This is a genomic window from Luteimonas sp. BLCC-B24, assembly GCF_028550595.1.
GTDB lineage: Bacteria > Pseudomonadota > Gammaproteobacteria > Xanthomonadales > Xanthomonadaceae > Luteimonas.
Genome location: NZ_JAQQGN010000005.1, coordinates 162,218 through 188,984, shown reverse-complemented (window position 1 = coordinate 188,984; position 26,767 = coordinate 162,218). Strand labels below are relative to the sequence as shown.

Below are 26,767 nucleotides of genomic sequence, written 5' to 3'. Positions count from 1 at the left end.
ACCCGTCAGTCGCGGATCAGCACCGCGACAGGAAGCCCAGACCACAGATCGGCGACCGGCTGGTCGCCCCCGTTCCACATCCGCTCACCCAGAACGTCGCGCCAGCGTCCCGACGGCAACGCGAGCCGGGTGTCCGGCCACGCGTCGGGCCGCCAGGCCGGCGTATCGGCCTGCACCTGCGTGCGTGCGAAGGCGCGCGGCACCGCGACGATCAGCTGCGCGCCGTCATGCCGCCGTGTAAACGCGAGCACGCGATCGGCCCCGTCGCCGTGCGCGTGCAGCGGCGCGTAGTCGCCACCGGCGAACAGGGCCGGCTGCGCCCCGCGCAGCGCGAGCAGCCGATGCCACAGGCGCGCCTTGGGGCGGCCGCTGCGCCAGTCGTCGATCACGCCCGCGTCGTCCATCCACCGTCGACGCCGGGCGTAGTCGACCGGCCGCCGGTTGTCCGGGTCGACCAGCGACAGATCCCAGCCTTCGCAGCCCTGGTAGAGATCGGGCACGCCGGGCACGCACAGCTGGAGCGTCGCCTGCGCCAGGCCGTAGACCGCGCCGCAGGCGGCGATCGCGTGCGCGCTGGCGGCCAGGGCGTCGCACGCGCCGGGGTGTTCGAGGGCCGCGCGCAGCAGCGTCCCGCAGGCGGATTCGTACGCGGCGTCGGGCTCGAGCCAGGACGACCGCAGCTTGGCCTCGCGCAGCGCCTTCTGCTGCCAGCCGGCGATGCGCGCGCGCAGCGTTTCGATGCCGTCCGCGTCGCCGGCGTCGAGATCGGGCGGCCACGCGCCGACGATCGTCTGCCACAGCATCCAGCGGTCGCCGCCGTCGACGGCCGCGCAGGCCTGCGGCAACGTCGCCTCGATCGCGTCGACGCGCTGCGTCCACCACGCCGCATCGCTCGCCAGCACGGCCAGTCGTGCGCGCACATCCGCGCCGCGCTTGTGGTCGTGGGTGCTGGTGGCGAGCAGCGCACGGCCGCCGCGCGCGGCCGCAGACGCGTGGAAGCGCTCGGGGGCGAGCGCCAGTTCGACCGGATGGCTGCCGACCTCGTTGCGCGAGAGCAGCACGCCGTGACGATAGAACGCGGTGTCCTCGACGGCCTTGGCATTGAGCGGCGCCGACAGGTGTTCGCAGGCGGTGCGCAGCCGGTTCCCGAGTGCGCCCGGTCGTTGCAGTGCGTCGTCGACGAGGGCGTCGATCGCGGCATGCAGCGCGGTGTCGCTCGTCCGCGCGCAGGCACGGTCGGCCGCGCCGCGCCATCGTGCGCGGTCCTGCGCGTCCAGTCCGCCGCGCGCGGCATACGTGCGATAGACCGGAAATTCCGCCAGCACCGCATCGAGTGCACGTCGCAGCAGCGGGCCGCCGAGTTCGGCGAGGGCCGCGTCCTCGGCGATCAGCGCGTCCAGGGCGCGCCCGGTGCGCGCGCGTTCGGCGGCCAGCGGGCCCCGCAGCACCTGCACGCGCGCCGCGTGCTCTTCGACCGCGAAGTCGCCGCTGCGTCCGCTGCGCGCACGCCAGGCCTGACGCAGCGGCGCCTCACCGCACGCGTCGAGCAGCACGCCGCCGACCTGGTCCATGAAGTCGTAACCGCTGGTGCCGTCGCACATCCAGTCGTCGCGGAGAGACTCGCCCGGTGCGAGGATCTTCTCGACCAGCAACAGCGGTTGCGCGCCGGACGGCGCCCTGGCATCGAGTGCGTGACGCAGGCGGCGCAGATAGCCGCCCGGATCGGCGAGGCCGTCGACGTGATCGATGCGGACACCGTCGATCCAGCCCTCGCCCAGGAGCCGTAGCGGCAATGCGTGCACCGCATCGAACACGGCCCGGCGCTCGATGCGCAGGGCGGCCAGGCCGGTCACGTCGAAGAAGCGCCGGTAGTTGATCAGGCTGTTGCCGGTGCGCCACCACGCCAGCCGATACGGCTGGGCCAGCACCAGGGCGAGCAGTTTCGCGGGCGATGCATTGACGGTCGCGCACCAGGCGTCGAGGTCGGCATACCGTGCCGCCTGCACCGGCACGTGCAGACCGTGGTGGTCCAGCACCACCCCGTCCCCGCCGCGCACGGCCTTGAGCACGCCGTCCTCGATCGCCGCGCGCAGCGGCCGGTCGAGCACCGGCCACCACAACCGGCCGTCGCGGCCCGGTGCACGCCAGTCGATGTCGAACCAGCCCGCGTACGGCGACTGGCGGCCGTTGCGCAGCACGTCCCACCACCACGGGTTGGCCGCGTGGGTGGCCATGTGGTTGGGCACGATGTCGAGCACCAGGCCCATGCCGGCCTCGCGCACGGCCGTGGCCAGGCGCACGAATCCCGCTTCGCCGCCGAGGGCATCGCTGATGCGCGTGGGATCGACCTGGTCGTAGCCGTGCGTGGAGCCCGGCACCGCTTCGCCGATCGGCGAGAGATAGAGGTGGCTGATGCCGAGCGAGCGGACGTAGTCGAGCTGCGCGCGCGCGGCATCGAACGGAAAGTCGGCGTGCAGCTGCAGCCGCAGGGTCGCGCGCAGCGGGGTCATGTGGGCAGGGCCCGCGCGGCGGCGAACGCGGTGAGCGCGGGCGCGGGATCGGCGTCGCGCGGCAGGCGACGTCGCCAGTTCGGATGGGTGTCCACGGTGCCGGGCAGATTGGGCTGCTCGGGAAGGCCCAGTGCGTCCTCGGCCGGCAGCAGCGCGAGCGGCGACGGCGACGCGGCGACGAAGGCCATCCAGGCGGCCGGGCCGGTCTCGCCGATCGCGGCGGCGCTGGCGGCGTCGAGCGCGCGCACATCGGCCGCACGCGCATCGCGCTGCCCGGCGAGCGTGGCGGCGTCGGTGCCCTCGAGACGCGCGCGCCAATCGAGGTCGCGACCGCGCGACCAGCCGACCAGCGTCGGCAGGTCGTGCGTCGTGGTCGTGGCCACGGCCTCCCGGCGCCAGCGGTGCGGCGGCAGGAAGGCGCCGTCCGCATCGCGGGTGAAGGCGAGCACGTCGATGCCCATCACGCCGCGGCGCGCCAGCGTCTCGCGCAGGCCCGGCGGCACGACGCCGAGGTCTTCGCCGATCACGATGCAGCGCTGGCGCCAGGATTCCAGCGCGACCAGGTTGAGCAGGTCGTGCAGCGGCGCGCGCAGGTAGGCACCGGCCGACGACGGCGCACCGCGCGGCACCAGCCACAGACGCAGCAGTCCGAGAATGTGATCGATGCGCACACCGCCGCGGTTGCACATCGTCGCGCGCAGCAGCGCACGGACGGGTGCGAACCCGGTGCGACGCAGACCGGCCGGATCGAAGCCGCCGACGCCCCAGGTCTGCCCGGCGGCGTTGAAGGCATCGGGCGGCGCGCCGAGTTCCAGGCCGCGCAGCACCGCGTCGGGCGCGGCGGCGGCTTCGGCGCCGTTCGGATCGAAGCCCACCGCGACGTCGGCGATCAGGCCCAGCGCCATGCCACGGGCGCGGGCGTCGGCCTGCACGCGCGTCCAGCTGCGCGCCGCGAGCCACTGCGCGAACCGGTGCAGCCCCGCATCGTCGTCGCCGTGATCGGCGGCCGCGTGGCGGGCGAAGGCGGCCAACGCGTCGCCACCGTCGCGCTCGAACGCCGCGAGGTCCGCCTGCACCGGCTCGGGCAGATGCGCGCGCGCGGCGTAGAGCGCACGCAGGCGCGCCCAGCGCAGTGCGACGGCGGGCTCCCAGTCGATCAGCTCGGCCTCCGCGCACGGGTCGTCGAGGCCGCCGCAGGTCGCATCGACGAATGTGCGATCGAGGACCAGCGCCGGCGCGGCGTAGGTCGGCTCGAAGAACCGCCGGTCACTGGGCGCATAGGGACTGCGCACGCCCGACACCGGGCGTGCGGCATGCACCGGACTCAACGCGAGCGCATCGCCACCTGCGGCGGCGACCCGCTGCGCCCAGTCGGCGACGCCGGCGGCATCACCGAGTCCGCCGTCGCCGTCGTGGCGCGTGGCATGCACCTGCACGCCCACGCCCCAGGCGCGCGGCGCGGCGGCGTCCACGGCATCGCTCACGCCGAAGCAGCGCAGCGGTGCCACGGCCAGTGTGTGCGTCCGACCGGCATGCTCGAACCGCCAGTCCCCGGGTTGCGCCGGTGCGCGCAACACGCCGCGTGCATCCACCACAGCCTCGACGCGGTGGCCGTCCTCGGCTTCGAGGCACAGACGGTGGCCGGCGCCGCCGGGCAGGGGCAGGTCGCCGCCGGCCTCGGCCGTGAGCAGCGGTGGCAGACCGGTGGCCGCGTCCAGGCGCCGGCGACTCTCGATGCACTGCGCCGTGGTCGCGGCGGGCAGGTCCATGGCCTGCAGGATGGTGCGCAGATCCTGATCGTCGACCGTGCGCGCCACGCCGGCGACATCGTCCCAGTGCCGGCACAGCCCGGCCGCTTCGGCGAGCGCATGCAGCGCGGCGCTCATGCCGCGCCCCACCAGCGCAGCAGACAGGTGTCGGGCGGCAGGCGGTCGGCGCCGGTGCCGCCGTCGCTGCGGTACTGCCCGTCGGGCGTGTCCGCAGCCGGCAGCGCGAGGTCCTCGCCACCGAGGTTGAGCACCAGTTCGATGCGGCCCTCGCGGTCGTCCCAGGCCGCCTGCACGGCGCCCGGACCGAGCACCCGGGCGCCGGCCGCGCGCAGGGCCGACAGGCGCGGCACCAGCAGGCGACGGCGCAGGGCCAGCAGGGCCGTGAACCAGGCCACGTGCGCGGCGCCCTCGGGCGTGTCGGCGTCGGCCGCATCCACGCGCGACGATTCGAACGTGGTCACCGCGTTCGGATCCGGAATGCGGGCGCGCATCTCGGGATCGGCGAATGCGGAGAAGTGCGCGAACTCGCGGCGGCGTCCTTCGCGCACCGCGTCATCGAGCGGCGGCGGAAAATCGGCGAAGAACGGGAACGGCGCGGTGGCCGCCCACGGCTCCCCCATGAAGAACAGCGGCACCATCGGCGTCAGCGCCGTCAGTGCGAGCGCGGCGCGCAGACGCGGCGTCGGCAGCGTCGCGGCCAGCCGGTCGCCGAACGCCCGGTTGCCGATCTGGTCGTGATTCTGCGCGAAGACGACGAAGTGGCGCGGCGCCACATGGGCGCTGGGCTCGCCGCGCACGTGACCGCGTGGATCGGGCTCGCCCTGGTAGGCGAAGCCCTCGCCGAGTACGCGGGCGAGATGCGCTTCGGGCCGATCGGCGAACGCGGCGTAATAGCCCTCGCGCTCGCCGGTCAGCAGCACGTGCAGCGCGTTGTGGAAATCGTCGTTCCACTGCGCGTCGAACCCCGACGGCCCGAGCCACGATGCGGTGTTGTGTTCGTTCTCCAGCACCAGGTGCACGTGGCGGTCCGGTGGCGCGCTGGCACGCACGGCGTCGCGCAGCCGGCCCAGAAACGCCGGAGGCGCGATCGCATGCACCGCGTCCAGGCGCAGGCCGTCGACGCGATACTCGTGCAGCCACATCAGCGCGTTGTCGATGAAGAAGCGCTGCACCTGCGGCCGCTCGAAATCGATCGCCGCGCCCCACGGCGTCTCGGCCGCAGCGAAGAACGCCGGGGCATAGGACGGCAGAAAATTGCCGTGCGGACCGAAGTGGTTGTAGACCACGTCCAGCACCACCTGCAGGCCCAGACCGTGCGCCGCATCGATGAGCGCCTTCAGTGCATCGGGATGGCCGTAGGCCGCCGCGGGCGCGTACGGCAACACGCCGTCGTAGCCCCAGTTGCGCGCGCCGGGGAACTGCGCGACCGGCATCAGCTCGATCGCGGTGACGCCCATGGCTGCGAGTGTGGGCAACTGGCGCTGCAGGCCGGCGTACCCGCCGCTGCTGCCGACGTGCACCTCGTAGAGCACGGTCTCGTTCCACGGCCGGCCGCGCCAGGCGTCGTGGCGCCAGACGTAGCCCGCCGGATCGAGGACCGCGCTGGGGCCGTCGACGCCGTCGGGCTGCCAGCGCGAAGCCGGATCGGGCACTTCGTGTTCGCCGAGGCGGTAGCGGTAGCGCGTGCCCGGTGCGCAGGCGTGACGCAGGACGAAGCCACCGTCGCCGTCGGATTGCATCGGCAGCGGCGCCCCGCCTTCGGGGAGCCACCACGCGGCATCACAGGCCGGCGCCCATACCTGGAAACGCACCGCGTCGCCGTCGAGCCGGGCACCCCACCAGGGCCCCGGTTCGCTCAGTCCTCGCATTCGAGCCACAGCGTCGCCAGCGGTGGCAGGGTGAGATGCAGCGACTGGGCGTGTCCGTGCATGCTCTCGGCCGAGGTCTGCAGGCGACCGCCGTTGCCGACGTTGCTGCCGCCGTAGAACGCGCTGTCGGTGTTGAGAATCTCGCGCCACCCGCCGGCTCGCGGCACGCCGACGCGGTAGCCGTGATGCACCTGCGGCGTCATGTTGCTCACTGCGAGCACCACCCGGCCACCGGCCCGGTCGTGACGCACGAACGCGAACACGCTGTTGGCGTGGTCGTCGCCGACGCTCCAGTCGAAGCCCTCGGGGGCGTCGTCGGCGACGTACAGGGCCGGATGCGCGCGCAGCAGACGGTTGAGATCGCCGACCAGGCGCTGCAGGCCCGCGTGCAGCAGATCGTCCAGCAGATGCCAGTCGACGGTGTGGTCGTGCGACCACTCGCGGCGCTGGCCGATCTCGCCCCCCATGAAGAGCAGCTTGCGGCCCGGGTGCGCCCACATGAAGCCGTAATAAGCGCGCAGGTTGGCGTGTTGCCGCCAGACGTCGCCGGGCATCTTCGACAGCAGCGAGCCCTTGCCGTGGACGACCTCGTCGTGCGACAGCGGCAGCACGAAGCGTTCGGAGAACGCGTAGACCATGCCGAAGGTCATTTCGCTGTGGTGGTGCGCGCGGTGCACCGGATCGCGCTGCATGTACTGCAGCGTGTCGTGCATCCAGCCCATGTTCCATTTATGGGTGAAGCCCAGGCCGCCGTCGCCGGTGGGGGCGGTCACGCCCGGCCACGCGGTCGATTCCTCGGCCATCACCCACACATCGGGATGCCGGCTGCGGATCGCATCGTTGAGCCGGCGCAGGAACGCGACCGCCTGCAGGTTCTCGCGTCCGCCGTGCTCGTTGGGCACCCATTCGCCGTCGCCGCGGCTGTAGTCGCGATAGAGCATCGAGGCGACGGCGTCGACGCGCAGGCCGTCGAGGTGGAACCGCTCGATCCACTCCAGTGCACTGCCGATCAGATACCCGGCCACCTCGTTGCGGCCGTAGTTGTAGATCAGCGTATTCCAGTCGCGATGCAGGCCTTCCCTGGGATCGGCGTGCTCGTAGAGCGCGGTGCCGTCGAAGCGCTGCAGGCCGTGCGCGTCGTCGGGAAAGTGCGCGCCGACCCAGTCGACGATGACGCCGACGCCACCCCGGTGGCAGGCGTCGACGAACCGCGCGAAGCCGTCGGGATCGCCATGGCGCGCGGTCGGCGCATACAGGCCGATCGGCTGGTACCCCCAGGAGCCGCCGAAGGGATGCTCGCTGACCGGCAGCAGTTCGACGTGGGTGAAGCCCAGGTCACGCACGTAGGGCACCAGCGTCGCCGCCAGCGCATCCCAGTCCAGCGGGCTGCCGTCGTCGGCGCGCCGCCACGAGGCGGCATGGACTTCGTACACACTGACCGGTGCATCGCCGCGCGCGGCGCGGCCGGCCATCCATGCAGCGTCGTGCCAGACGTGCGATGCCGCCACCGGCACGATCGACGCGGTCGCCGGCGGGGCTTCGGTGCAGCGCGCCAGCGGATCGGCCTTCTGCGGCAGCGTCGCGCCGTCGGCCGACGTGATCGCGTACTTGTAGCGCTGACCGCCGAGCGGCTGGGGCAGGAACAGCTCCCAGACGCCGGCATCGTGACGGAGACGCATCGGATGGCGGCGTGCGTCCCAGCCGTTGAAGTCGCCGACCACCGCGACGCGGCGTGCATTCGGTGCCCAGACCGCGAAACGCGTGCCGGTGACGCCCTCGTGCACCGCCGCGTGCGCGCCGAGCGCGCTCCGGATCGCATCAGGGTCTCCTTGCGCCAGTGCCTGCACGGTGGCCGGATCGAGCACGGTACCGAAGCGGTACGGGTCCTCGGTGTCCTGCGTTCCGCCGGGCCAGTCGATGCGCAGCCGGTAGCCGCCGGGCGCCGGCAGCAGGGCGTCGAACAGACCGCGCCGATCCCGCGCGTGCATTGCGATCGTGTCGCCATCGACGAGCAGTGCCACCGCGCGCGCGCCGTGCGCCATCACCGTGACCCGCCAGCGACCGTCACCGGTGGGGTGGGGGCCCAGGCAGGCGAAGGCATCGCCGGGCAGGCCGTCGAGCACGTCGGCCAGGGCCGGGGCCAGCGGCGCGTGACGGGTGTCCGCCTGTGCACCGTCGTCCGGAATCATGTGCGCCACGCGATCGTCCAGCCCGTCCATCAGCCGACGGCCCGCAGCCGTGTGGCATCGGCCTGGGGCGCGCGCGCAGTGCGGGCGTAGAGGTCGGCGTAGCGCTCGCCGGCGAGGTCCCAACCCGAGGGCGTCAGCATCGCCGCCCGGCGCATCGCCGAGAGCAGGGTGGGCTGGCGCCAGGTGCGGAAGGCGCGCCCGACACAGCGTCGCAGCGCATCGGCCGAGGGCTCGGCGAACAGGAAGCCGGTGACGCCGTCGTCGACGGTGTCGATCAGGCCGCCGGTGGCATGGGCGATCGGCAGGCTGCCGAAGCGCTGCGCATACATCTGGCTCAGGCCGCAGGGTTCGAAGCGCGAGGGCATCAGCAGGAAGTCCGAGCCGGCATACACCTGGCGTGCGGTCGCCTCCTCGAACCCGATCATCGCGGCCACGTGCGCGGGATAGCGCGTGCACAGCGCGCGGACCGAGGCCTCGATCGGCCGCTCGCCCTGGCCGACGAACACGATCTGCCCACCCGCCGCGGCGATCTGCGGCGCCACGTCCACCACCAGGTCCAGGCCCTTCTGGTGCACCAGGCGCGAGACGACGGCGAACAGCGGGCCGCGGCTCTGCGGCAGGTGGAACGTGCGGCGCACGTGCTGGGCATTGATGTTCTTGCCCTGCCACTGGTTCACGCTGAAGGGCACCTGCAGGTGCGCATCGGTGCGCGGGTCGTAGCTGGCGTCGATGCCGTTGATGATGCCGCTCAGGCGTCCTGCGGCCGCGCGACGCGCCAGCAGGGTGTCGAGGCCGCAGCCCTGTTCGGGCCCGGTGATCTGGCGCGCGTAGCTGATGCTGACGGTGTTGACCTGGTCGGCATGCACGATGCCGGCCTGCAGGAACGACAGGCGCCCGTAGAAATCGAGCGCGTCGCGCGCCGCCTCCGGCACGCCGAGCGCGTCGGCCATGGCATGCGGGAACAGGCCCTGGTAGGCCAGGTTGTGGATCGTCAGCAGGCTCGGCACCGGCGTGCCGGCCCAGCGCAGATACCCGGCGGCGAGCGCGCACGGCCAGTCGTTGAGATGCAGCAGTTCGGGCGTCCAGTCGAGACCGGCCTGCCCGGCGGCGATCTGCGCCGCCGCATGCGACAACGTGGCGAAGCGCAATGCGTTGTCGTCCCATTCCACGCCGTCGCCGGAGACGTACGGGGAGCCTTCCCGCGCGAACAGTGCCGCATTCAGCAGCACGTAGACCGGAAGACCGTCGGGCTGGTGGATCAGCGCGAGCTCGCAGGCCGGCAGGCCGGCGTGGGCCTCGATGCGGCCGACGATCTCCGCGCCCAGGGCGCGTTCGAGCACCGGGCTGTAGCCCGGGATCAGCACGCGGACGTCGTGCCGCCGTCGCAGGGCGCGCGGCAGTGCCGCCGCCACCTCACCCAGGCCGCCGGCCTTGATGAAGTCGCTCATTTCGGAGGTGACGAACAAGGACCGCCGCGCGCCGGCGGCCATGGGCGGCGCGGCGAACGTGCGCCGCTGGAAGCGGCCCCGGGCATCACGGGGGCGGAGAACGCCGGGGCGCGGGGCGCCTGCACCGGCTGCACGACGTCTGCGGCCAGCACCTTCGGAGGAGGGCATGGGAAGGATCCAGGAGAGTGATCGACAGCCGGGGGGACGCGGTGTCGCGCCGTTTCCGACGCTCGCGGCGACTATCTGTTGCACCGCATCACGTCGATGTGAACCCGGCGCTGCAACTGATTCCGCGACTCTGCAACTTCGGCCAGCGGCCACGCTGGCGCCCGTGCGCGGCTCCCGCAGGGCCTTGGCGCGGCTTAACCGTCCTACCGAAACTGCGCCAGGACCCGGCTCGCGCCGAGCACCGGAATCTCGACGTGCCGCAGCACGGCGAGCGTGTCGCGGCGCCGCGCCTCGCTGCTCGACGCGACGCAATCGGCGACCACGGCCACGTCGAAATGACGGATCCGGGCATCCAGCGCCGTCGTCAGCACGCAGGCCTCGGTCGACACGCCGGTGACCAGCACCCGCTGCACGTCCGCTTCCTCCAGCAGGCAGGCGAGTGCGGTCTGGTGGAACGCCGAGTGACGCGGCTTGAGGATGTGGGCGTCGTCCGCGTCCGGCGTCACCGGCGCGAGCACGTGGCGTCCCGGCGATTGCCGGGCCCGGTGCACCAGCGCGGGAAAGTCCGCGCTCCAATCGAGGAAGTTGTCGTTCGCGTACACGCAGCGCACGCCTCTGGCCTTGAGCCGGGCCTTCAGCCGGCCCAGCCGCGGCGCCATCGTTTCGGCAGCCCGGCGCAGGGCCGCGCCGCGCGGAAAGGCGCAGGTGTTCACCATGTCGACGATCAGCAGCGCCGTGCGGTCTGCGTCGGCAGCGGACGGGCCGCTCATTCGGCCTCCGCTGCCGACGCGCGCCGGAAGCAGCCCGTCGACCGGGCGGGTGCGTGGATGCCACGCGTGGTTGGCCGGCGGGCGTGATGGCCCATGCGTCACCTGATGTCCGTGTGCGGCGAAGGCCCGTCGTCGGGGCGGCGGGCCGGCATCACACCAGCGTCGACATCATGACTGCGCGAACCGGTGCCACTCCGGGCCGGGGACACCGGTCAATGTCTTCAACGCCGGTCGCGCAGCGCCGGCCGGGCCGGGCGCGACCGGCGTGTCTTCTCAACGGCCCCGGGCGCGCGCGAACGCATCGGCCAGGGCGTTGTTGGCCGGTGCCGCGGCGATCGGCGGCTTGCCACTAGGACGCGCGCTGCCGGAGCCGCCCGCACCGCGTCCGGCGCCGCGCGCCTCGCGCGATTCGCGCACGGGTTTTTCGCCGGGCACGTCGTCCATGCGTCGGGTCAGGGCGATGCGCTTGCGCGCCACGTCGACCTCCAGGACCTTCACCTTGACGATGTCGCCGGCCTTGACCACGTCGCGCGGGTCCTTGACGAAGGTGTCCGACAGCGCGGAGATGTGCACCAGACCGTCCTGGTGCACGCCGATGTCGACGAAGGCGCCGAACGCGGCGACGTTGCTGACCACGCCTTCGAGAATCATGCCGGGCCGCAGGTCCTTGATGTCCTCGACCCCGTCGGCGAACTGCGCGGCCTTGAACTCCGGGCGCGGGTCGCGGCCGGGCTTCTCGAGTTCCTTGAGAATGTCGCGCACGGTCGGCACGCCGAACGTCTCGTCAGTGAACTGTTCGGGCTTGAGGCCGCGCACGAAGGCGCCGTCGCCGATGATCTGGCGCACGTCGCGGCCGCTGCTGCCGGCGATGCGCTCGACCACCGGATAGGCCTCCGGATGCACCGACGACGCATCGAGCGGCTCGTCGCCGTCGGCGATGCGCAGGAAGCCCGCGCACTGCTCGAAGGTCTTCTCGCCGAGGCGCGGGACGTTCAGCAGATCCTTGCGGCGCTTGAACGGCCCGTTCGCATGGCGGTGCACGACGATGTTCTCGGCCACGCCCGGCGACAGCCCCGCGACGCGGGCGAGCAGCGCGCTCGATGCGGTGTTGACGAACACGCCGACCGCGTTCACGCAATCCTCGACGCGCGCATCGAGTGCGCGCGCCAGCCGGTACTGGTCGACGTCGTGCTGGTACTGGCCGACGCCGATCGCCTTCGGTTCGATCTTCACCAGCTCGGCCAGCGGATCCTGCAGGCGGCGCGCGATCGAGACCGCACCGCGCAGCGAGACATCCAGCCCCGGAAACTCCTTCGCTGCCGTTTCCGACGCCGAGTACACCGATGCGCCGGCCTCGCTGACGACGATCTTCTGGATCTTCTGCTCGGGCATCAGTTTCAGCAGATCGCCGGCCAGCTTGTCGGTCTCGCGCGAGGCAGTGCCGTTGCCGATCGCGATCAGCTGCACGCCGTGCTCGACGCACAGCTTTCGCAAGGCATGCAGCGACGGGTCCCACTGCCGGCGTGGCTCGTGCGGATAGATGGTGTCGGTGGCGACCAGCTTGCCGGTCGCGTCGACCACCGCGACCTTGCAGCCGGTGCGGATGCCGGGGTCGAGGCCCAGCACCACCTTCGGCCCGGCGGGGGCGGCCAGCAGCAGGTCTTTCAGGTTGTCGCCGAACACGTTGATCGCTTCGGCCTCGGCTTTCTCGCGCGCCTTGCCGAACAGGTCGATCATCAAGTGCAGATGGATCTTCGCGCGCCACGCCAGGCGGCAGGCGTTGAGCAGCCAGGCATCGGCGGGGCGGCCCTGCGCGGCGATGCCGGCGCGGTGCGCGATGCGGCCTTCGGCGTAGGCATTGCCCTGCTCGGCGTCGCTGCCCGGCTCGAGTTCGAGAGTCAGGAACTCCTCGCGGCGGCCGCGGAACAGCGCCAGCAGGCGGTGCGAGGGAATCTTGGCCAGCGCCTCGCTGTGGTCGAAGTAGTCCTGGAACTTCTCGGCTGCGCTCTCTTTGCCGGCGACGACCTTCGCGCGGATCATGCCGTTGGCGTCGAGCCAGTCGCGCAGTTCGCCCAGCAGTGCGGCGTCCTCGCCCCAGCGCTCCATCAGGATCGCGCGCGCCCCTTCCAGTGCGGCCTTGGCGTCGGCGACGCCCTTGTCGGCATCGACGAAACCGGCGGCGAAGGTCTCGGGCACCTGCGTGGGATCGGCCAGCAGACCGTCGGCCAGCGGTTCGAGCCCGGCCTCGCGCGCGATCTGCGCGCGCGTGCGGCGCTTCTGCTTGTACGGCAGGTAGAGATCCTCGAGCCGCGCCTTGCTGTCGGCGGCCTCGATGTCGCCGCGCAGTTCGGGCGTGAGCTTGCCCTGCTCCTCGATGCTCGACAGGATCGCCGCGCGCCGGTCCTCGAGTTCGCGCAGGTAGACCAGACGCGCTTCGAGATCACGCAACTGGGTGTCGTCGAGTCCGCCGGTGACCTCCTTGCGGTAGCGCGCGATGAACGGCACGGTCGCGCCTTCGTCGAGCAGGGCGATCGCGGCGATCGCCTGCGCGGACTGGGCGCCGATCTCGGCGGCGATGGTGTCGGCGATCCGACGGGCGAGAGCGGCATCAGGCTTGGACATCGGTTCCACACGGGCTTGCGGCAGCAGCGCCGCGTGCGGATTGTCGCCGCGGCGTCCGGGCAGCGGTACCCGTTGACATTGCCGTGAACGCAGGGCGGCGGTGCGCGCCGATCGCACCCGCGCCGCGCGGCCGCCGGCACCGCGCGCGACCTGCACGCGCGCGCCTCAGCGCGGGCGACGACGCCAGGGCAAGGGAATCGACAGCAGCGCCCAGGCGATCCACGCCAGGCGGCTCGACGGACTTTCCCGATCCGGCGTCGCCTGTCCGGCGGCTTCGGGATCGTCTTCGGGCGCGAGCGCGAAGTCACCGGCATCGAGCCGGCGGATCACGTCCTGCGCGCGGGCCAGCTGGGCACGTGGCACATGCAGCTTCACGCCGCCGATCGCCAGCCGCCATTCCCAGTTCGCCAGCGCGGTGTGCGCATCCCCCACGTGCACATCGATGCCCTCGGCCTGCAGCAGACCGGCCGCGATCTGCGCTTCGAGCGGATCGGTGTAGCGGGCGACGATGACGTGCATGCGACGGATGGACGCAGGAGGCGATGCGGGGCGACAGGGTACCCTTGGGCGCTGAATCGCACGTCACGTCAGGTGCCCCATGGTCCGTCGTCTCCTTCCGCCGCACACCGGTCTGGCCGCGGCTTCGTTGCTGGCGCTCGCACTCGCCGCGTGCGGCCGCGATGCGCCCGCGCCCGGCGCCGGTCCTGCGCTCGCCCTCGAGGCCCCGAGCGAGCGGGTCGAATGGCCCCTGCCCGCCACCGGACCGGGCTCGTCGGCGCCGGATCTCGTCGCCGGCGCCGACGGGCACCTGGTGCTGAGCTGGGTGAACTCGCGCGAGGGGCGCCGCCACGTATTCCAGTTCTCGCGCTTCGACCCGGCCGCCCAGGCCTGGCGCAGTGCGCCGGCGACGATCGCGATCGGCAACCGCATGTTCGTCAACTGGGCCGACACGCCGCACGTGCTGCCCACCGCCGACGGTGCACTGTGGGCGCACTGGTTGCAGCGCAGCGGCGAGGGTGCGTACGCCTACGACGTGGTGCTGGCGCGCTCGCGCGACGGCGGAGCGAACTGGGGCGCGCCGCTGGTGCCGCACGATGACGGCACCCAGACCGAACACGGCTTCGTCTCGATGTGGCCGCAGGGCGACGGCATCGGCCTGGCCTGGCTCGACGGCCGCAATACCGGCGCGCCGGGGCACGCGGGCCACGATGCGGGGCACGACGGCCACACCGGCGGTCGCCCGATGACGCTGCGGGCCGCGCTCTTCGACGCCGCGATGCGCAAGACCGCCGAGCAAGAGATCGACGCCAGCGTCTGCGATTGCTGCCAGACCGCGGCCGCCGTGACCGCGCGCGGGCCGGTCGTCGTCTATCGCGGCCGCACCGACGGCGAGGTGCGCGACATCCTCGTCACCCGCTTCGACGGCAGCGCCTGGCGCGCGCCGCGGGCGGTGCATGCCGACGCCTGGGTGATGCCGGCCTGCCCGGTCAACGGCCCCTCGGCCGCGGCCCGCGGCGATGCCCTCGTCGTGGGCTGGTACACCGCGCCCGACGGCGCTTCACGCGTGCGCCTGGCGCGCAGCGACGATGCCGGCGACAGCTTCGCCGACCCGGTGGAACTCGACAGCGGCGCCGAGGTGCAGGGCCGCATCGCGGTCGCGCTCGACGACACCCAGGCCTGGGCCGTGTGGCTGCGCGAGGACGGCGAGGGCGCGCAGTCGCTGTGGCTGTCGCGGCGCAGCGCCGACCTCGGCACCGAGTACGAGCGCGTCGAACTCGCGCGCCTCGAGGGCCGCGGCCGCGCCACCGGCTTTCCCCAGCTCCAGCTCGCCGGCCGCGACGCCTACGTCGTCTGGACCGACGTCATCGATGGCGCCCCGCAACTGCGCGGACTGCGGCTGGTGCGATGACCCGGGCGCCGGGACCGGCGCGCAGCGCGCACACGCGCCGGGCCGTCCGGGCGGGATCACCGCCTCGCGACACGACGTCGATCCGGCGTGCGCTCAGCGCTCGTGTCGCCAGTTCACCGAGCCCCGGCTTTCCAGCGTGCTCGATTCGATCTCGACGTCGAAACCGGCGCGCAGCAGGTACTTCAGCGTGAGCACCTGGCCGGTGCCCAGCAGCGAAACGCCGAAGCCGACGTAGAGCCGGGGCGAGATCTGCTTGCCGAAGCCGAGCACGCTGCCGCCGAGTGCGCGCGACTGGCTGATGCCGGCGTTGTCGAGGCCGATCCGGCTGCCCAGCTGGCCGGCCACGAGGTTGCCGCCGGCATTGAGCGCGGCCGCGGCGGCATCGACCTGCTGGCCTTCGTCGCTGGTCAGGCTGGAGGCCGAACGCCCCAGGGCCAGGTAGGACAGGGCCTGCGAAGGATCGCTCGACGGATCGGTCCAGACGTTGACGCTCGGCGCCGATGCGCGACCGCTGACGTCGATGCCCGCGGTGATGTCCTCGGCGTCGATGCGGCGCTCGGCTCGCACGTCGAGCAGGGGGTCGGACACCGGGCCGTTGTTGAAGACCAGGTTGCCGCGGGTCACCCGCAGCTCCTGGCCGTAGGCCTTGTACCGCCCATCGACGGCGAGGCGACCGTAGCCGGTCATCTCGCGGCCGGGCACCGCGCGCACGCGCAGTTCCCCCTTCATGCGGCCGTCGAAGCCGAAGCCGCGCAGGCCGACGTTCTCGCCGACGGTCAGGGTGAGATCGAGTTCCAGCGCGGATGCGACGGTGTTCTCCTCCGGATCGACCGGATCCAGCACCACCACGTCCGGCGATGCCGATACGCCTTCGCTCAGGCCTTCGAGGTCCAGCAGTGCGACATCGACGAACACCTTGCCGCTGACATTGAGCGGTTGCAGCGCCGCGTAGCGGATGGTCAGGTCCGGCGAGGCGATGATGTGCATGTCGCTGGTGTCCGACACCAGCACATCGGTGCCGCGAAGCGTGAGCACCACCGGTGTGCCCTCGCCCTGCCAGCCGACGCTGCCACCGATGTCGAGCGTGCCCTGACCCGAACGCACGCTGCCGGCGATGCGCGCGGTGCCGTCGGGCAGCGCGTCGAGATTGACGTTGCCGTCCTCGAGGGCGATCGCCAGCGACGGAATCTCGGTGGAGAACCCGGTCAGCCGTGCCTGGCCGCCGAGGGTCGGCTGCGCGCGGGTGCCGCCGAGAGTGATGTCGGCGGTGAGGCGCCCGTCGGGTTCGACGATGTCGGGCGAGAACAGCTCGATGAACGTGAGGTCCTCGACGTTGGCGACCAGTGAACCCGACAGCGGCGAATAGGCGTCCCAGCCGTTGGTCACCTGCGCCTGCACGCGGCCGGCATCGTTGAGCGTGGTCGTCAATGTCGCATCGAGCCGGTTGGCATCGAACTTGGCATCGAGCCGGAAATCGTCATAGGTCACCACGTCGTTGCGCGCGCGCTCCGACGTGCGCACACCGCCGTTGGGCGACCGGATGCTCGCGCTGCCGGCGAAGCCGTTGCCGACCGGACGCGCGCTGCCTTCGAGCGCGATCTCGCCCCGCAGCACGAACGGGCGGCCGCCGTCCTGCTCGGGCAGATACGGGGCGAGCAACGCCAGCGGCAGCCCGGTGCCGCGCACCGACACCCCCTGGCGTGGCCAGTCGGCGCTCGCGCACAGCGAGCCGCCGCCACTGGAGGCGAAGCAGCTTTCGCCGAGCGTGTAACGCGTGCCGATCTGCTCGAACCGCGCCGGTGACTGCAGGGCCCAGCTCGCGCCGGTGGCGGGTGCGAGGCGCAGGCTGGCGAGCGTGCCCTGCCAGTTGCCGTTGCGGCTCTCGGCATTGCCGGCCAGCTCGACGGTGCCGATCTCGCCGCGTGCGCCGGCCTCGAGCTGCAGACGTTCGACGGCGCCGCGCGCGGCCACGCGCACCTCGTCGAGTGCGAGGCCCGCATTGACCCCGGTCGCGACGACATCGAGAGCGCCCGCGTCGCCGCGCCACGGCAGCCTGCCCTGGATGCGCGCGCTGTCGGCGGTGTATTCGCCGTAGCGCAGCGCGCTGCCGGTGAGATCGGCGGCGATGTCGGGCGCGGTCCGCGCCCCGGTCACGCGCACGGTGCCGCGCAGCACGCCCGCGCTGCCGGGCAGGAAATCGGTGAGCTGCAGTGGCGCCAGCGTGGCGTCGATGTCGAGGCGGTCGGTGACGGTCGCGCTGGCATCGAGCCGGCTGTCACCCAGCGACAACGCCACCTCGCCTTCGAAATCGGTGCGCCCGCCATCGCCGGCGTCGGCGGCCGGCCCGTGCATCGCGAACGTCGCCCGGCCGTCGAGCCTGCGACCGCGCAGCGTGCCCCCGAGGTCGCGGGCGTCCACGGCGAGTTCGAGACCACCGTCGTCGCGGGTACTGCCGGTGCTCGTGAACCGGCCGTTGACCGCGCCGCGCCAGTCGCGCGCAAAGTACCCGGGGTCGAAGCCGGCCAGCGTCGCGTCGAGCGTCCATTGCAGCGCCGGCGCCCACGCGACCTCACCGGTGGCGTCCAGCGTGCCGGTGGGCATCGTGACGCGCGCGGTCTGCAGGCGCAGGCGCTCGCCGTCGCCGCGACCGTCCAGGTTGACGTCGGCGCGCAGGCCGTCGCGCTCGATGCCGGCCGTGCCGACGACCGCCCAGGCGGCGGTGCTGCCGGCGATGCCGAGATCGGCATCGGCCCGGATCGGCGGCGCGGGGTCGGGCGCATCGGGGTCGGCGCCGAACTGCAGGCCGCGCGCGTTGGTGGCGAAACGGAAGCGCACGTCGCCGGGCTCGGTGACGTCGGCGAAGCCCCGCAGCGTCACCCGACCCTCGAACAGATCGACGACCAGCGGGTCGAGGTCCAGGCGCTGGTCTTCGAGCCGCAGCGTCGAGGGTTGCAGCACGATGCGCAGCGGGTCGGCGGTCGGCTCGCCCCAGGTGGCGCGGCCCTGCACCGTGGCCGCACCGCCTTCGCCGTCGGCGCGGAGATCGAACGCCAGTGGCGTGCCGGTCTCGCCGCTGCCGGCCAGCAGGGCGGGGTCGAGGCGCGTGGTGTCGGCGCGCAGTGCCCAGCCCGGATTCTCGCGCCCGCGCAACGTCAACATCGCCTTCAGCGGCGCCGGCGCGTGACCGACCACCGCGATATCGAGCCGGGACAGGTCGCCCCGCGCCACCAGTCCGATCCGCGGCCGCGTGCGCGCCGGCGGTGCCGGCATCAGCGCGCTCGCCGTGAGGTCCATGCGGTAGTCGTCGTCGGGCGCGTAGACGCCGTGCGCGGTGAAACGGCCGCGGTCGCTGTCGACCACGAGGTCGGCGAGATGCAGTTCGCCCTGCTGCGCATCGAGTCCACCGCGCACGCTGCGGATGTCGATCAGTGGGTTGCCCGTCTGCTCGACGCGGAAGCCGTCGATGCGGATGGCGTCGGCCTGCAGCGACAACGGCAGATCGATACGCGGCAGCGATTCGGGCCAGCGCGGCAGTTCGAACGGGGTGTCGACCGGCGGCGGCAGCGACAGCACGGCGTTGTCGATGTCGAGCACGTCGAGGCGCAGGCGTCGACCGATCAGCGGCATCACCGCCGGATCCACGGTCACGCGTTCGGCTTCGAACACCAGCACGCGCGGCTCGTCGCACTGGCCGTAGGGCACCGGCTGTTCTTCGACATCCGGGCAGCTGCGCTGCACGTAGCGCACGTCGTACATCGTCAACGGACCGGACGCCGGCCCCTCCGCCGCGCGCCAGGTGAGCTCGGTCCCGGCGGGCAGGCGCGCGACGATCTGGTTCAGCAGGAAGTCGCGGCCGCCGAAGGTGGTCAGCAACCACCACACCACGACGACCAGCAGCACGACCAGTGCGGCGATGCCGATCGCACTGCGGATGGCGAGCATGCGCATGCGCGCGCGGCGGCGTGCACGCAGCTCGGCGATGCGCGCCTCGCGTTCTTCGGGAGTGAGGTCGCCGGGCAGGCGATGGCGGCCGAAGACCATGTCAGAACTCCGCGCCGATCGACAGGCCGATCGTGAACGACGAATCGGGATTGTCGAGACCGCGCGCGACGTCGAACTTCAGCGGACCCACCGGCGAGCGGTAGCGCACGCCAATGCCCACGCCGGTGCGCCAGTCGGGCGAGCCGCTGTCGAAGGCGTCGCCGCTGTCGACGAACACGGCCGCACCGATGGTGTCGGTGAAGTAGCGCTCGAACTCCACGCTCGCCGTCACCAGGTGCTTGGCGCCGACCGAGTAACGGCCGGCGTCGGTGTCGATGCGCGGACTGACCTCGCGGAAGTTGTAGCCGCGGATGCTGCGGTCGCCGCCGGCGTAGAAGCGCAGGCTCGGCGGCATGGCCACGAGCGTGTCGGTGAACGTGTGGCCGTACTCGCCGCGGACGATCAGCCGGTTGGACTCGCCGATGCCGCGGAACCAGGTGGCGCGCGTGTGGATCTGGGCGAAGGACGCATCCGAGCCCACGCCTTCCACCCCGCCGCGCAGCATCACGGTGCCGCCGATGCCGGCGCGCGGGAACAGGCGGTCGTCGACGTCGATGTATTCGGCGCGCAGCGACGGGTAGGCGAACGTCGCATACCGGTACTCCAAGGGCGCCAGCGCGCCCGCGCCGTCGTCGGCCTCGCGGAACAGCCAGCGCTCGCGCAGCACGTGCACCGACGCGATGAGGTTGAGGAACTCGTTGTACTGGCCGTTGCGGCTGCCCACCAGCTCGACGCGGCGGCTGTCGATGTAGTCGGTCTGCTCGTCGGCGAACTGCAGGCTGGTGGTGTACCAGCCGTCGAGCCACGCGAAGGCCGGAATGCGGTACTGCACGGTCGCGGTCTTGCGCCGCTGCGCATAGTCCACCTGGGCCAGGGCCTTGTGCCCGCGCATGTTCACGTAACGACGCTCGACGCCGAGCCGGATACCGGCGCCGCTGTCGGTGCCGTAGCTCACGCCCGAGGTGTAGATGCTGCGCTTGGCGGGCGTCAGCGTGACCTGGATCGGCACTTCGCGGCGTTCGTTGGCCTGATCGACCTGCGGCTCGATGTCGATGTTGGAAAAGTAGTCCAGCCGGCCCAGCGAGGCGCGCAGGCGGTCGATGCGGCCCTGGTGGTAATAGCTGCCTTCGTCCCAGTAGACCAGGCGCTCGAGCAGGCTGTCGTTGATGACCGGCTCGGGCGTCTGCTCGAACGTGGTCGGGCCCATGTTGTAGCGATCGCCGCTGCTCCAGACGAGGTCGATGTCGGCCGCGTAGTCCGCGCGCGTCACTTCGACCCGGCGCGACGCGTACTCGGCGTCGAAATAGCCGCGTTCGGCCAGGCGCCGGCTCAGACCGTTGCGACTCGATTCGTAGTCGGCATGGTTGAACACCGCGCCTTCGCTGGGCACGAAACTCGCGAGGTCGCGGGCCAGATACCGGTCGCGCCCGCCCTCGCCGATGATCGCGATGTCGCTGTTGCGCACGCGCACCGGCTGCCCGGGATCCACCACCACGCGCACCGACAGGAGGTCGCCCTCGCGATCACGCTGCACGTCGATCGTCGGCGAGTAGTAGCCGAACGGCTCCAGCGCCTTGCGCGTCTCGCGCTCGGCCTCGCGCAGCAGATAGGCCATGCGCCGCCCCGAGACGTCGCGGCCGATGGCGTCGTAGAGCGCAAGCGAGACGCGGACGTTCTCGGTCATTTCCTCGTCGAGTCCGACGATTTCGACACGTTCGACGCGCGCGGCCTGCGCCGCGGCCGACGAGAGTAGGAGCACGACGGCGGCGAAACACACGGGGACGCGAGGCATCGCGCGAGGATACCGGAGCCGCGTCAAGGCTCGATTAACAGGCTGCGCGCGCGGCGACGGACCAAGACCGCGGCCCTCATATCGCGAACGCGGAAAGGCGTGGGCTCGGCATGGTGATGAAGCAACGCCGCCGGATTCCCGCCTGCGCGGGAACGACGGATGGAAGATGCAGCACGCCGCGGGCGGCTGCGCGCAGACGGCGCCGAACGAGGACGTGTCCGTGCCGCCCGTACGTGAGCGGCCGCGCGAGCACCGTCAGTCCCGCGAACGCGCGAATCCAGCGACGTCGCGGCCGACAGCCGAGCCGGCGCACGCATGCGCCGCACCCGAGACCCAGGCACGCGCGAACGAGACGCCGGCACATGGACGTGCGCCAGCGTCGTTCGACACCTCAGCTCGACAGATGCTCGATCGCCGCCACGCTGCCCAGGCGCTCGGACAGCCGCTTGAGCAGGGCGAGGCGATTGGCGCGCAACGCGGCCTCCTCGGCATTGACCATCACGCCGTCGAAGAACGCGTCGACCTGCGGGCGCAGCCGCGCCAGGTGGGTCAACACGGATACGTAGTCGCCGTGGGCCAAGGCGTGGGCGGTCTCGGCGTGCACGGCGTCCACGGCCTCGGCCAGCGCGGCTTCGGCCGGTTCGCGCAGCAACGCCGGATCGACCGTGTCCGGGATCGCGATGTCGGCCTTGCGCAGGATGTTGCGGATGCGCTTGTCGGCGGCGGCCAGCGCCTCGGCCTCGGGCAATGCGGCGAAGGTGCCGATCGCGTCGATGCGGCGGTCGAGGTCGTAGAGCGACTTCGGCTGCAGCGCGGCGACGGCGTTGAACTGCTGCACGGTCGCGCCCTTGTCGGCGTAGTAGCCCTTCAGGCGGTCGAGAATGAAGTCGTAGAGCTCGTCCACATCGGCCGAGGTGGTCGCGCCGTCCTTGCCTGCCGGCAGTGCGCCGACGCCGTCGCCGGCAGCGGAGAGCAGCGCCTTGAGATCTAGATCGAACCCGCTCTCGATCAATGTCCGCGCCAGCCCCAGCGCGTTGCGCCGCAGCGCGAACGCATCCTTGTTGCCGGTCGGCTTGAGGCCCGCGGCGAAGCCGCCGGCCAGCGTATCCAGACGTTCGGCGATCGCCAGCACCTTGCCCAGTGGGGACAGCGCGATGTCGTCGCCGGCGAAGCGCGGCTGCCAGGCTTCGTCGAGTGCGTTGGCCAGCGCCGCACGGTCATCGTCGGACAGGCCGGCGAGCGCCGGGTCCTGCTTCGCGTAATAGCGCCCGGCGATGCCCTGCAGCTCGGGAAACTCGTTGACCATGCGCGACTGCAGATCGGCCTTGGACAGCAGCGCGGCCCGCTTCGCGAGTGCGGCCTCCACGCGGACCTGCGGCGCGATGACCTCGGCCAGCGCGGCCACGCGCGCGGTCTTGTCCGCCACGCTGCCGAGCTTGGCCTGGTAGGTGACGGTCTTCAGCCCGTCGTTCATCGCCGACAGGCCCTGTTTCAGGTCCTCGTCGAAGAAGAACTTGGCGTCGGCGAAGCGCGGACGGATCACGCGCTCGTAGCCCTTGGCCACTTCGACCGGATCCCGTGACTCGACGTTCGCGATGCCGATGAAGTGCTCGGTCAGGCGTCCGTCCTGCAGCACGGGGAAGAACTTCTGGTTGGCCTCCATCGTCGCGATCAGCGTTTCCTGCGGCACGGCGAGGAATGCGTGTTCGAACGTGCAGGCCACGGCCTTGGGCCATTCGACCAGGCAGTTCACCTGCTCGAGATTGTCCGGCTCGATGCGGGCATCGCCACCGAGCGCGCGGGCCACGCCTTCGACTTCCTGCACGATCCGCGCGCGTCGCGCCTCGGCGTCCACCAGCACCTTCGCGCCACGCATCGTCTCGATGTAGTCGCCCGGCGCCGCGATCTCGACGCTGCGGTCGTGCATGAAGCGGTGGCCGCGGCTCGTACGTCCGCTGCGCACGCCGAACAGCTCGGCATCGATCACCTGCGGGCCGTGCAGCAGCACCAGCCAGTGTACCGGCCGCGCGAACGCATGCGCATGCGCGCCCCAGCGCATGGGCTTGGGAATCGGCATCGCCGCGATCGCCTCGCGCAGCACGTCCGGCAGCAGCGCGGTGGTCGTCGCGCCCGGCGTCACCGCGCGATGCACGAAGCGCTCGCCCTTGGCGTCGCGGGTTTTCTCGAGCGCGGTCCAGTCGATGCCGGCCTTCGCCGCGAAGCCCTGCAACGCCTTGGTCGGATTGCCGTCGGCATCGAGCGCGATGTTGAGATACGGGCCCAGCACTTCCGAGCGCTGTTCGGGCTGTTCGGTCGCCACGCCCGGCAGCAGCACCGCGAGGCGGCGCGGCGTGTACAGCGGTTTCGCATCGCCGCGATCGACGGCCACGCCGCGCTTGTCGAGTGCGGCCAGCACGCCGTCAAAGAATGCCTGTGCGAGCCCGGGCAGGGCCTTGACCGGGAGTTCTTCGGTGCCGAGTTCGATCAGCAGGGGCAGTGAGGCGGTCATGGCAGGTCGTTCCGAATCGAAAGATGCTGGCTGAGATCCTCGCCAGGCGGGATGGCGCGGCGGCGTCGCTCACCGTTGAGCATCAGCAGTACGACGCCGGCCACGGGCATCAGGATCAGTCCGAAGAAGAACCAGAGCCAGGGATTGCGCCGTGTCTGCTGGGCCCAGTACGCGGCGAAGAACGCGAACGCGAACGCGGCGGGCGCGGTGAACAGAAGGACGACGAACCCGCCCAGCGTCTCGGTCATGCCGCTTCACCGGCGCGTTTCAGCCCCGGAAACCCCAGCGCCTCGCGCTGCGCGGCATAGGCCTTGGCGACGGCCTGGGCCAGCGTGCGCACGCGCAGGATGTAGCGCTGGCGTTCGGTCACGCTGATCGCGCGGCGCGCGTCGAGCAGGTTGAAGCTGTGGCTGGCCTTGCACACCTGCTCGTAGGCCGGCAGCGGCAGGCCCCGCTCGACCAGCTTCAGCGCTTCGGTTTCGCAGGCATCGAAGCGGTGGAACAGTTCGGCCACGTCCGCGTGTTCGAAGTTGTACGCGCTCTGTTCCACCTCGTTCTGGTGGTAGACGTCGCGGTAGGTCACCGGCGTGCCGTCGGGCCCGTGCGTCCAGACGATGTCGAACACGTTGTCGACGTTCTGCAGGTACATGCACAGGCGCTCGAGACCGTAGGTGATCTCGCCCAGCACCGGCTTGCACTCCAGGCCGCCGGCCTGCTGGAAATAGGTGAACTGGGTGACTTCCATGCCGTTGAGCCAGACTTCCCAGCCCAGGCCCCAGGCGCCGAGCGTCGGTGATTCCCAGTTGTCCTCGACCAGGCGCAGGTCGTGCACCTCGGGGTCGATGCCGAGTTCCTTCAACGAGTCGAAATACAGCTCGACGATGTTGTCCGGGTTCGGCTTCATCGCCACCTGGTACTGGTAGTAGCGCTGCAGGCGGTTGGGGTTGTCGCCGTAGCGGCCGTCGGTCGGGCGGCGGCAGGGCTGCACGTAGGCCGCATTCCACGGCTCGGGGCCGAGCGCGCGCAGGAAGGTCGCCGGGTGGAAGGTGCCCGCGCCGACCTCGAGGTCGAGCGGCTGGATCAGCACGCAGCCTTGCTTCGCCCAGTAGGCGTTGAGCGTCTGGATCAGCTGCTGGAACGTCGGTCCGGTCATCGGAAAAAAGCGCGTCTGCGGCGGCGCGCTAGTATAGCCGTCCACGCCCCGCACCCCGCCGCGCACTGCGTTGCGGCGCCATGGAGAAGCCGGTTTGAACGACACGCGTGCGCCGCAGCTGTCCGCCTTTCCCCGCACGCCGTTCGCCTCGGCCTCGCGGTTGCCGCCGGGGCGGGTGACGCTGGAACCGGTGATCGACGGACTGGTCGCCGACGGCCTGCTTGCACAGGCCGATGCCGAGCGGGCGCGTGTCGGCGGGCGCGCCACCCGCGGGCTCGATGCGGTGCATCCGCTGGTGTTGCTGGCCAACCTCAAGCTGCCGTCCGCGCAGCGGCCGGGCAGCGAACTCGGACTCGAGGCCTTGACCGAATGGCTGGCCCGGGCCAGCGGACGCGCCTACCTGCGTATCGATCCCACCAAGATTTCCGTGGCCGACGTCACCGACCTCGTCTCCCACGCCTACGCGCGGCGACACCGCATCCTGCCGGTGGACGTCACCCCCACCCACGCACGCATCGCCACCAGTGAACCGATGGCGCTGGACTGGCTGCCCGACATCCAGCGCCTGCTGCGCCGCGAGATCGAGCTGGTGGTCACCAACCCGCTCGACCTGCACCGCTACACGATGGAGTTCTTCGGCGTCACGCGCTCGGTGCGCGGCGCCAAGGACATGCGCGACGGCGGCACCGAGGCACCGTCGTTCGAACAGCTGGTCGAGCTGGGCCGCTCGGGCGACGTCAACGCCGACGACCACCACATCGTCCACGTCGTCGACTGGCTGCTGCAGTACGCCTACGAGCAGCGCGCGTCCGACATCCATCTCGAACCGCGACGCGACATCGGCCGCGTGCGCTTCCGCATCGACGGCGTGCTGCACAAGGTGTTCGAGATGCCGCCGCCGGTGATGAGCGCGGCGGTGAGTCGCATCAAGGTGCTGGGTCGCATGGATCTGGCCGAGCGCCGGCGGCCGCAGGACGGCCGCATCAAGACACGGTCGCCCGGCGGGCGCGAGGTCGAGATGCGTCTGTCGACGATGCCGACCGCCTTCGGCGAGAAGGTCGTGATGCGCATCTTCGATCCCGACACCGCATTCAAGCCGATCGAACAGCTCGGCTTCGACGCCGGCGAGGCGAGTGCATGGAACGACCTCGTGCAGCGGCCACACGGCATCGTGCTGGTCACCGGCCCCACCGGCTCCGGCAAGACCACCACGCTGTACTCGACGCTGAAGAAACTCGCCTCCGACGACGTCAACGTGTGCACGGTCGAAGACCCGATCGAAATGGTGGCTACCGAACTCAACCAGATGCAGGTGCACACCGCGATCGACCTGACGTTCGCCCAGGGCGTGCGCACGCTGCTGCGCCAGGACCCCGACATCATCATGATCGGCGAGATCCGCGACCTCGACACCGCACAGATGGCGGTACAGGCCTCGCTGACCGGGCACCTGGTGCTGTCGACGCTGCACACCAACGATGCGCCATCGGCGATCACCCGCCTGCTCGATCTCGGCCTGCCGCATTACCTCATCGCCTCCACCCTCAACGGCGTGCTCGCCCAGCGTCTGGTCCGCACGCTGTGTACGCACTGCAAGCAGCCCAGGGCCGTCGATCCCGAAGGCTGGCGCGCGCTGGTCGGCCCGGCCAGCGACCTGCCGCCGCCGACCACCGCCTGCGGTCCGGTCGGCTGCCTCGAGTGCCGCAACACCGGCTATTTCGGCCGGCTCGGCATCTACGAACTCATGACGATGACCGCGCCGCTGCGCGCGATGATCCGCGCCGACATGGAACTCGCCGGCTTCAGCCGCGCCGCCGTCGGCACCGGCCTGCGCACGCTGCGCATGGCCGGCGCGGAGAAGGTGGCGCTGGGTCTGACGACGATCGAGGAAGTGATGACGGTGCTGCCGCCGCAGGAGTGAGGGGGGCGTGCAGGCGGCGCGCGGTGCAGGCGTCGCCCGATCGCGTGCGCCTGCAGGGCGCGGCCGCGCTGCGGCCCTGGTTTCCCGAGGCGGGATGT

14 protein-coding genes and 1 pseudogene are annotated in these 26,767 nt (G+C 71.6%); 2 read left to right on the top strand and 13 right to left on the bottom strand.

Annotated elements, in window-relative coordinates:
* Positions 1-5: 5 nt before the first annotated feature.
* The 8 genes and pseudogenes from treY to PQS31_RS11860 all read right to left on the bottom strand — a co-directional run bounded on the left by treY (position 6) and on the right by PQS31_RS11860 (position 13,863).
* On the bottom strand, positions 6-2,510 hold the full coding sequence (gene treY, locus PQS31_RS11895; RefSeq protein ID WP_272762946.1) for a malto-oligosyltrehalose synthase: 2,505 nt from the start codon (positions 2,508-2,510) through the stop codon (positions 6-8).
* On the bottom strand, positions 2,507-4,396 hold the full coding sequence (locus PQS31_RS11890) for a 4-alpha-glucanotransferase (protein ID WP_272762945.1): 1,890 nt from the start codon (positions 4,394-4,396) through the stop codon (positions 2,507-2,509). The genes treY and PQS31_RS11890 overlap by 4 nt, the downstream gene beginning before the upstream one ends.
* Entirely contained in the window at positions 4,393-6,147 is a 1,755-nt protein-coding gene (gene treZ / locus PQS31_RS11885; RefSeq protein WP_336314350.1) for a malto-oligosyltrehalose trehalohydrolase, read from the bottom strand. The genes PQS31_RS11890 and treZ overlap by 4 nt, the downstream gene beginning before the upstream one ends.
* On the bottom strand, positions 6,135-8,366 hold the full coding sequence (glgB, locus tag PQS31_RS11880) for a 1,4-alpha-glucan branching protein GlgB (protein WP_272762944.1): 2,232 nt from the start codon (positions 8,364-8,366) through the stop codon (positions 6,135-6,137). Before glgB ends, treZ begins: the two co-directional genes overlap by 13 nt.
* A pseudogene (gene glgA, locus PQS31_RS11875) lies at positions 8,366-9,880 on the bottom strand (glycogen synthase GlgA); the annotation flags it as partial. The gene glgB and the pseudogene glgA, both read right to left, overlap by 1 nt.
* A 275-nt stretch (positions 9,881-10,155) precedes the next feature.
* Positions 10,156-10,722 (bottom strand): isochorismatase family cysteine hydrolase, encoded by a 567-nt coding sequence (locus tag PQS31_RS11870; RefSeq protein ID WP_272762943.1) that lies wholly within the window; start codon positions 10,720-10,722, stop codon positions 10,156-10,158.
* A 273-nt stretch (positions 10,723-10,995) separates the two neighbouring features.
* Positions 10,996-13,344: a Tex family protein gene (locus PQS31_RS11865; protein ID WP_272762942.1), complete on the bottom strand. Its 2,349-nt coding sequence runs from the start codon at positions 13,342-13,344 to the stop codon at positions 10,996-10,998.
* A gap of 165 nt (positions 13,345-13,509) precedes the next feature.
* On the bottom strand, positions 13,510-13,863 hold the full coding sequence (locus PQS31_RS11860; RefSeq protein WP_272762941.1) for a DUF2007 domain-containing protein: 354 nt from the start codon (positions 13,861-13,863) through the stop codon (positions 13,510-13,512).
* A 79-nt stretch (positions 13,864-13,942) separates the two neighbouring features.
* On the opposite strand from PQS31_RS11860, the gene PQS31_RS11855 reads away from it, so the two are divergent.
* Entirely contained in the window at positions 13,943-15,253 is a 1,311-nt protein-coding gene (locus PQS31_RS11855) for a hypothetical protein (protein ID WP_272762940.1), read from the top strand.
* A gap of 93 nt (positions 15,254-15,346) precedes the next feature.
* On the opposite strand, the gene PQS31_RS11850 is transcribed toward PQS31_RS11855, so the two are convergent.
* From PQS31_RS11850 to glyQ, 5 genes are all read right to left on the bottom strand, one after another.
* A complete protein-coding gene (locus PQS31_RS11850; RefSeq protein WP_272762939.1) occupies positions 15,347-19,294 on the bottom strand; it encodes a translocation/assembly module TamB domain-containing protein in 3,948 nt (1,315 codons plus the stop codon).
* 1 nt (position 19,295) lies between these two features.
* Positions 19,296-21,086, bottom strand: a complete 1,791-nt coding sequence (locus PQS31_RS11845) for an autotransporter assembly complex family protein (RefSeq protein WP_272762938.1) — start codon at positions 21,084-21,086, stop codon at positions 19,296-19,298.
* 391 nt (positions 21,087-21,477) lie between these two features.
* Complete coding sequence (glyS, locus tag PQS31_RS11840; protein WP_272762937.1) at positions 21,478-23,595, bottom strand: glycine--tRNA ligase subunit beta; 2,118 nt, start codon at positions 23,593-23,595, stop codon at positions 21,478-21,480.
* Positions 23,592-23,843, bottom strand: coding sequence for a hypothetical protein (locus PQS31_RS11835; RefSeq protein WP_272762936.1), 252 nt, complete (start codon positions 23,841-23,843; stop codon positions 23,592-23,594). The genes glyS and PQS31_RS11835 overlap by 4 nt, the downstream gene beginning before the upstream one ends.
* Complete coding sequence (gene glyQ, locus PQS31_RS11830; protein ID WP_272762935.1) at positions 23,840-24,748, bottom strand: glycine--tRNA ligase subunit alpha; 909 nt, start codon at positions 24,746-24,748, stop codon at positions 23,840-23,842. The genes PQS31_RS11835 and glyQ overlap by 4 nt, the downstream gene beginning before the upstream one ends.
* Positions 24,749-24,866: 118 nt before the next feature.
* Between glyQ and PQS31_RS11825 the strand changes: the two genes are divergently transcribed.
* Positions 24,867-26,669: a GspE/PulE family protein gene (locus PQS31_RS11825; RefSeq protein WP_272763050.1), complete on the top strand. Its 1,803-nt coding sequence runs from the start codon at positions 24,867-24,869 to the stop codon at positions 26,667-26,669.
* Positions 26,670-26,767 lie beyond the last annotated feature (98 nt).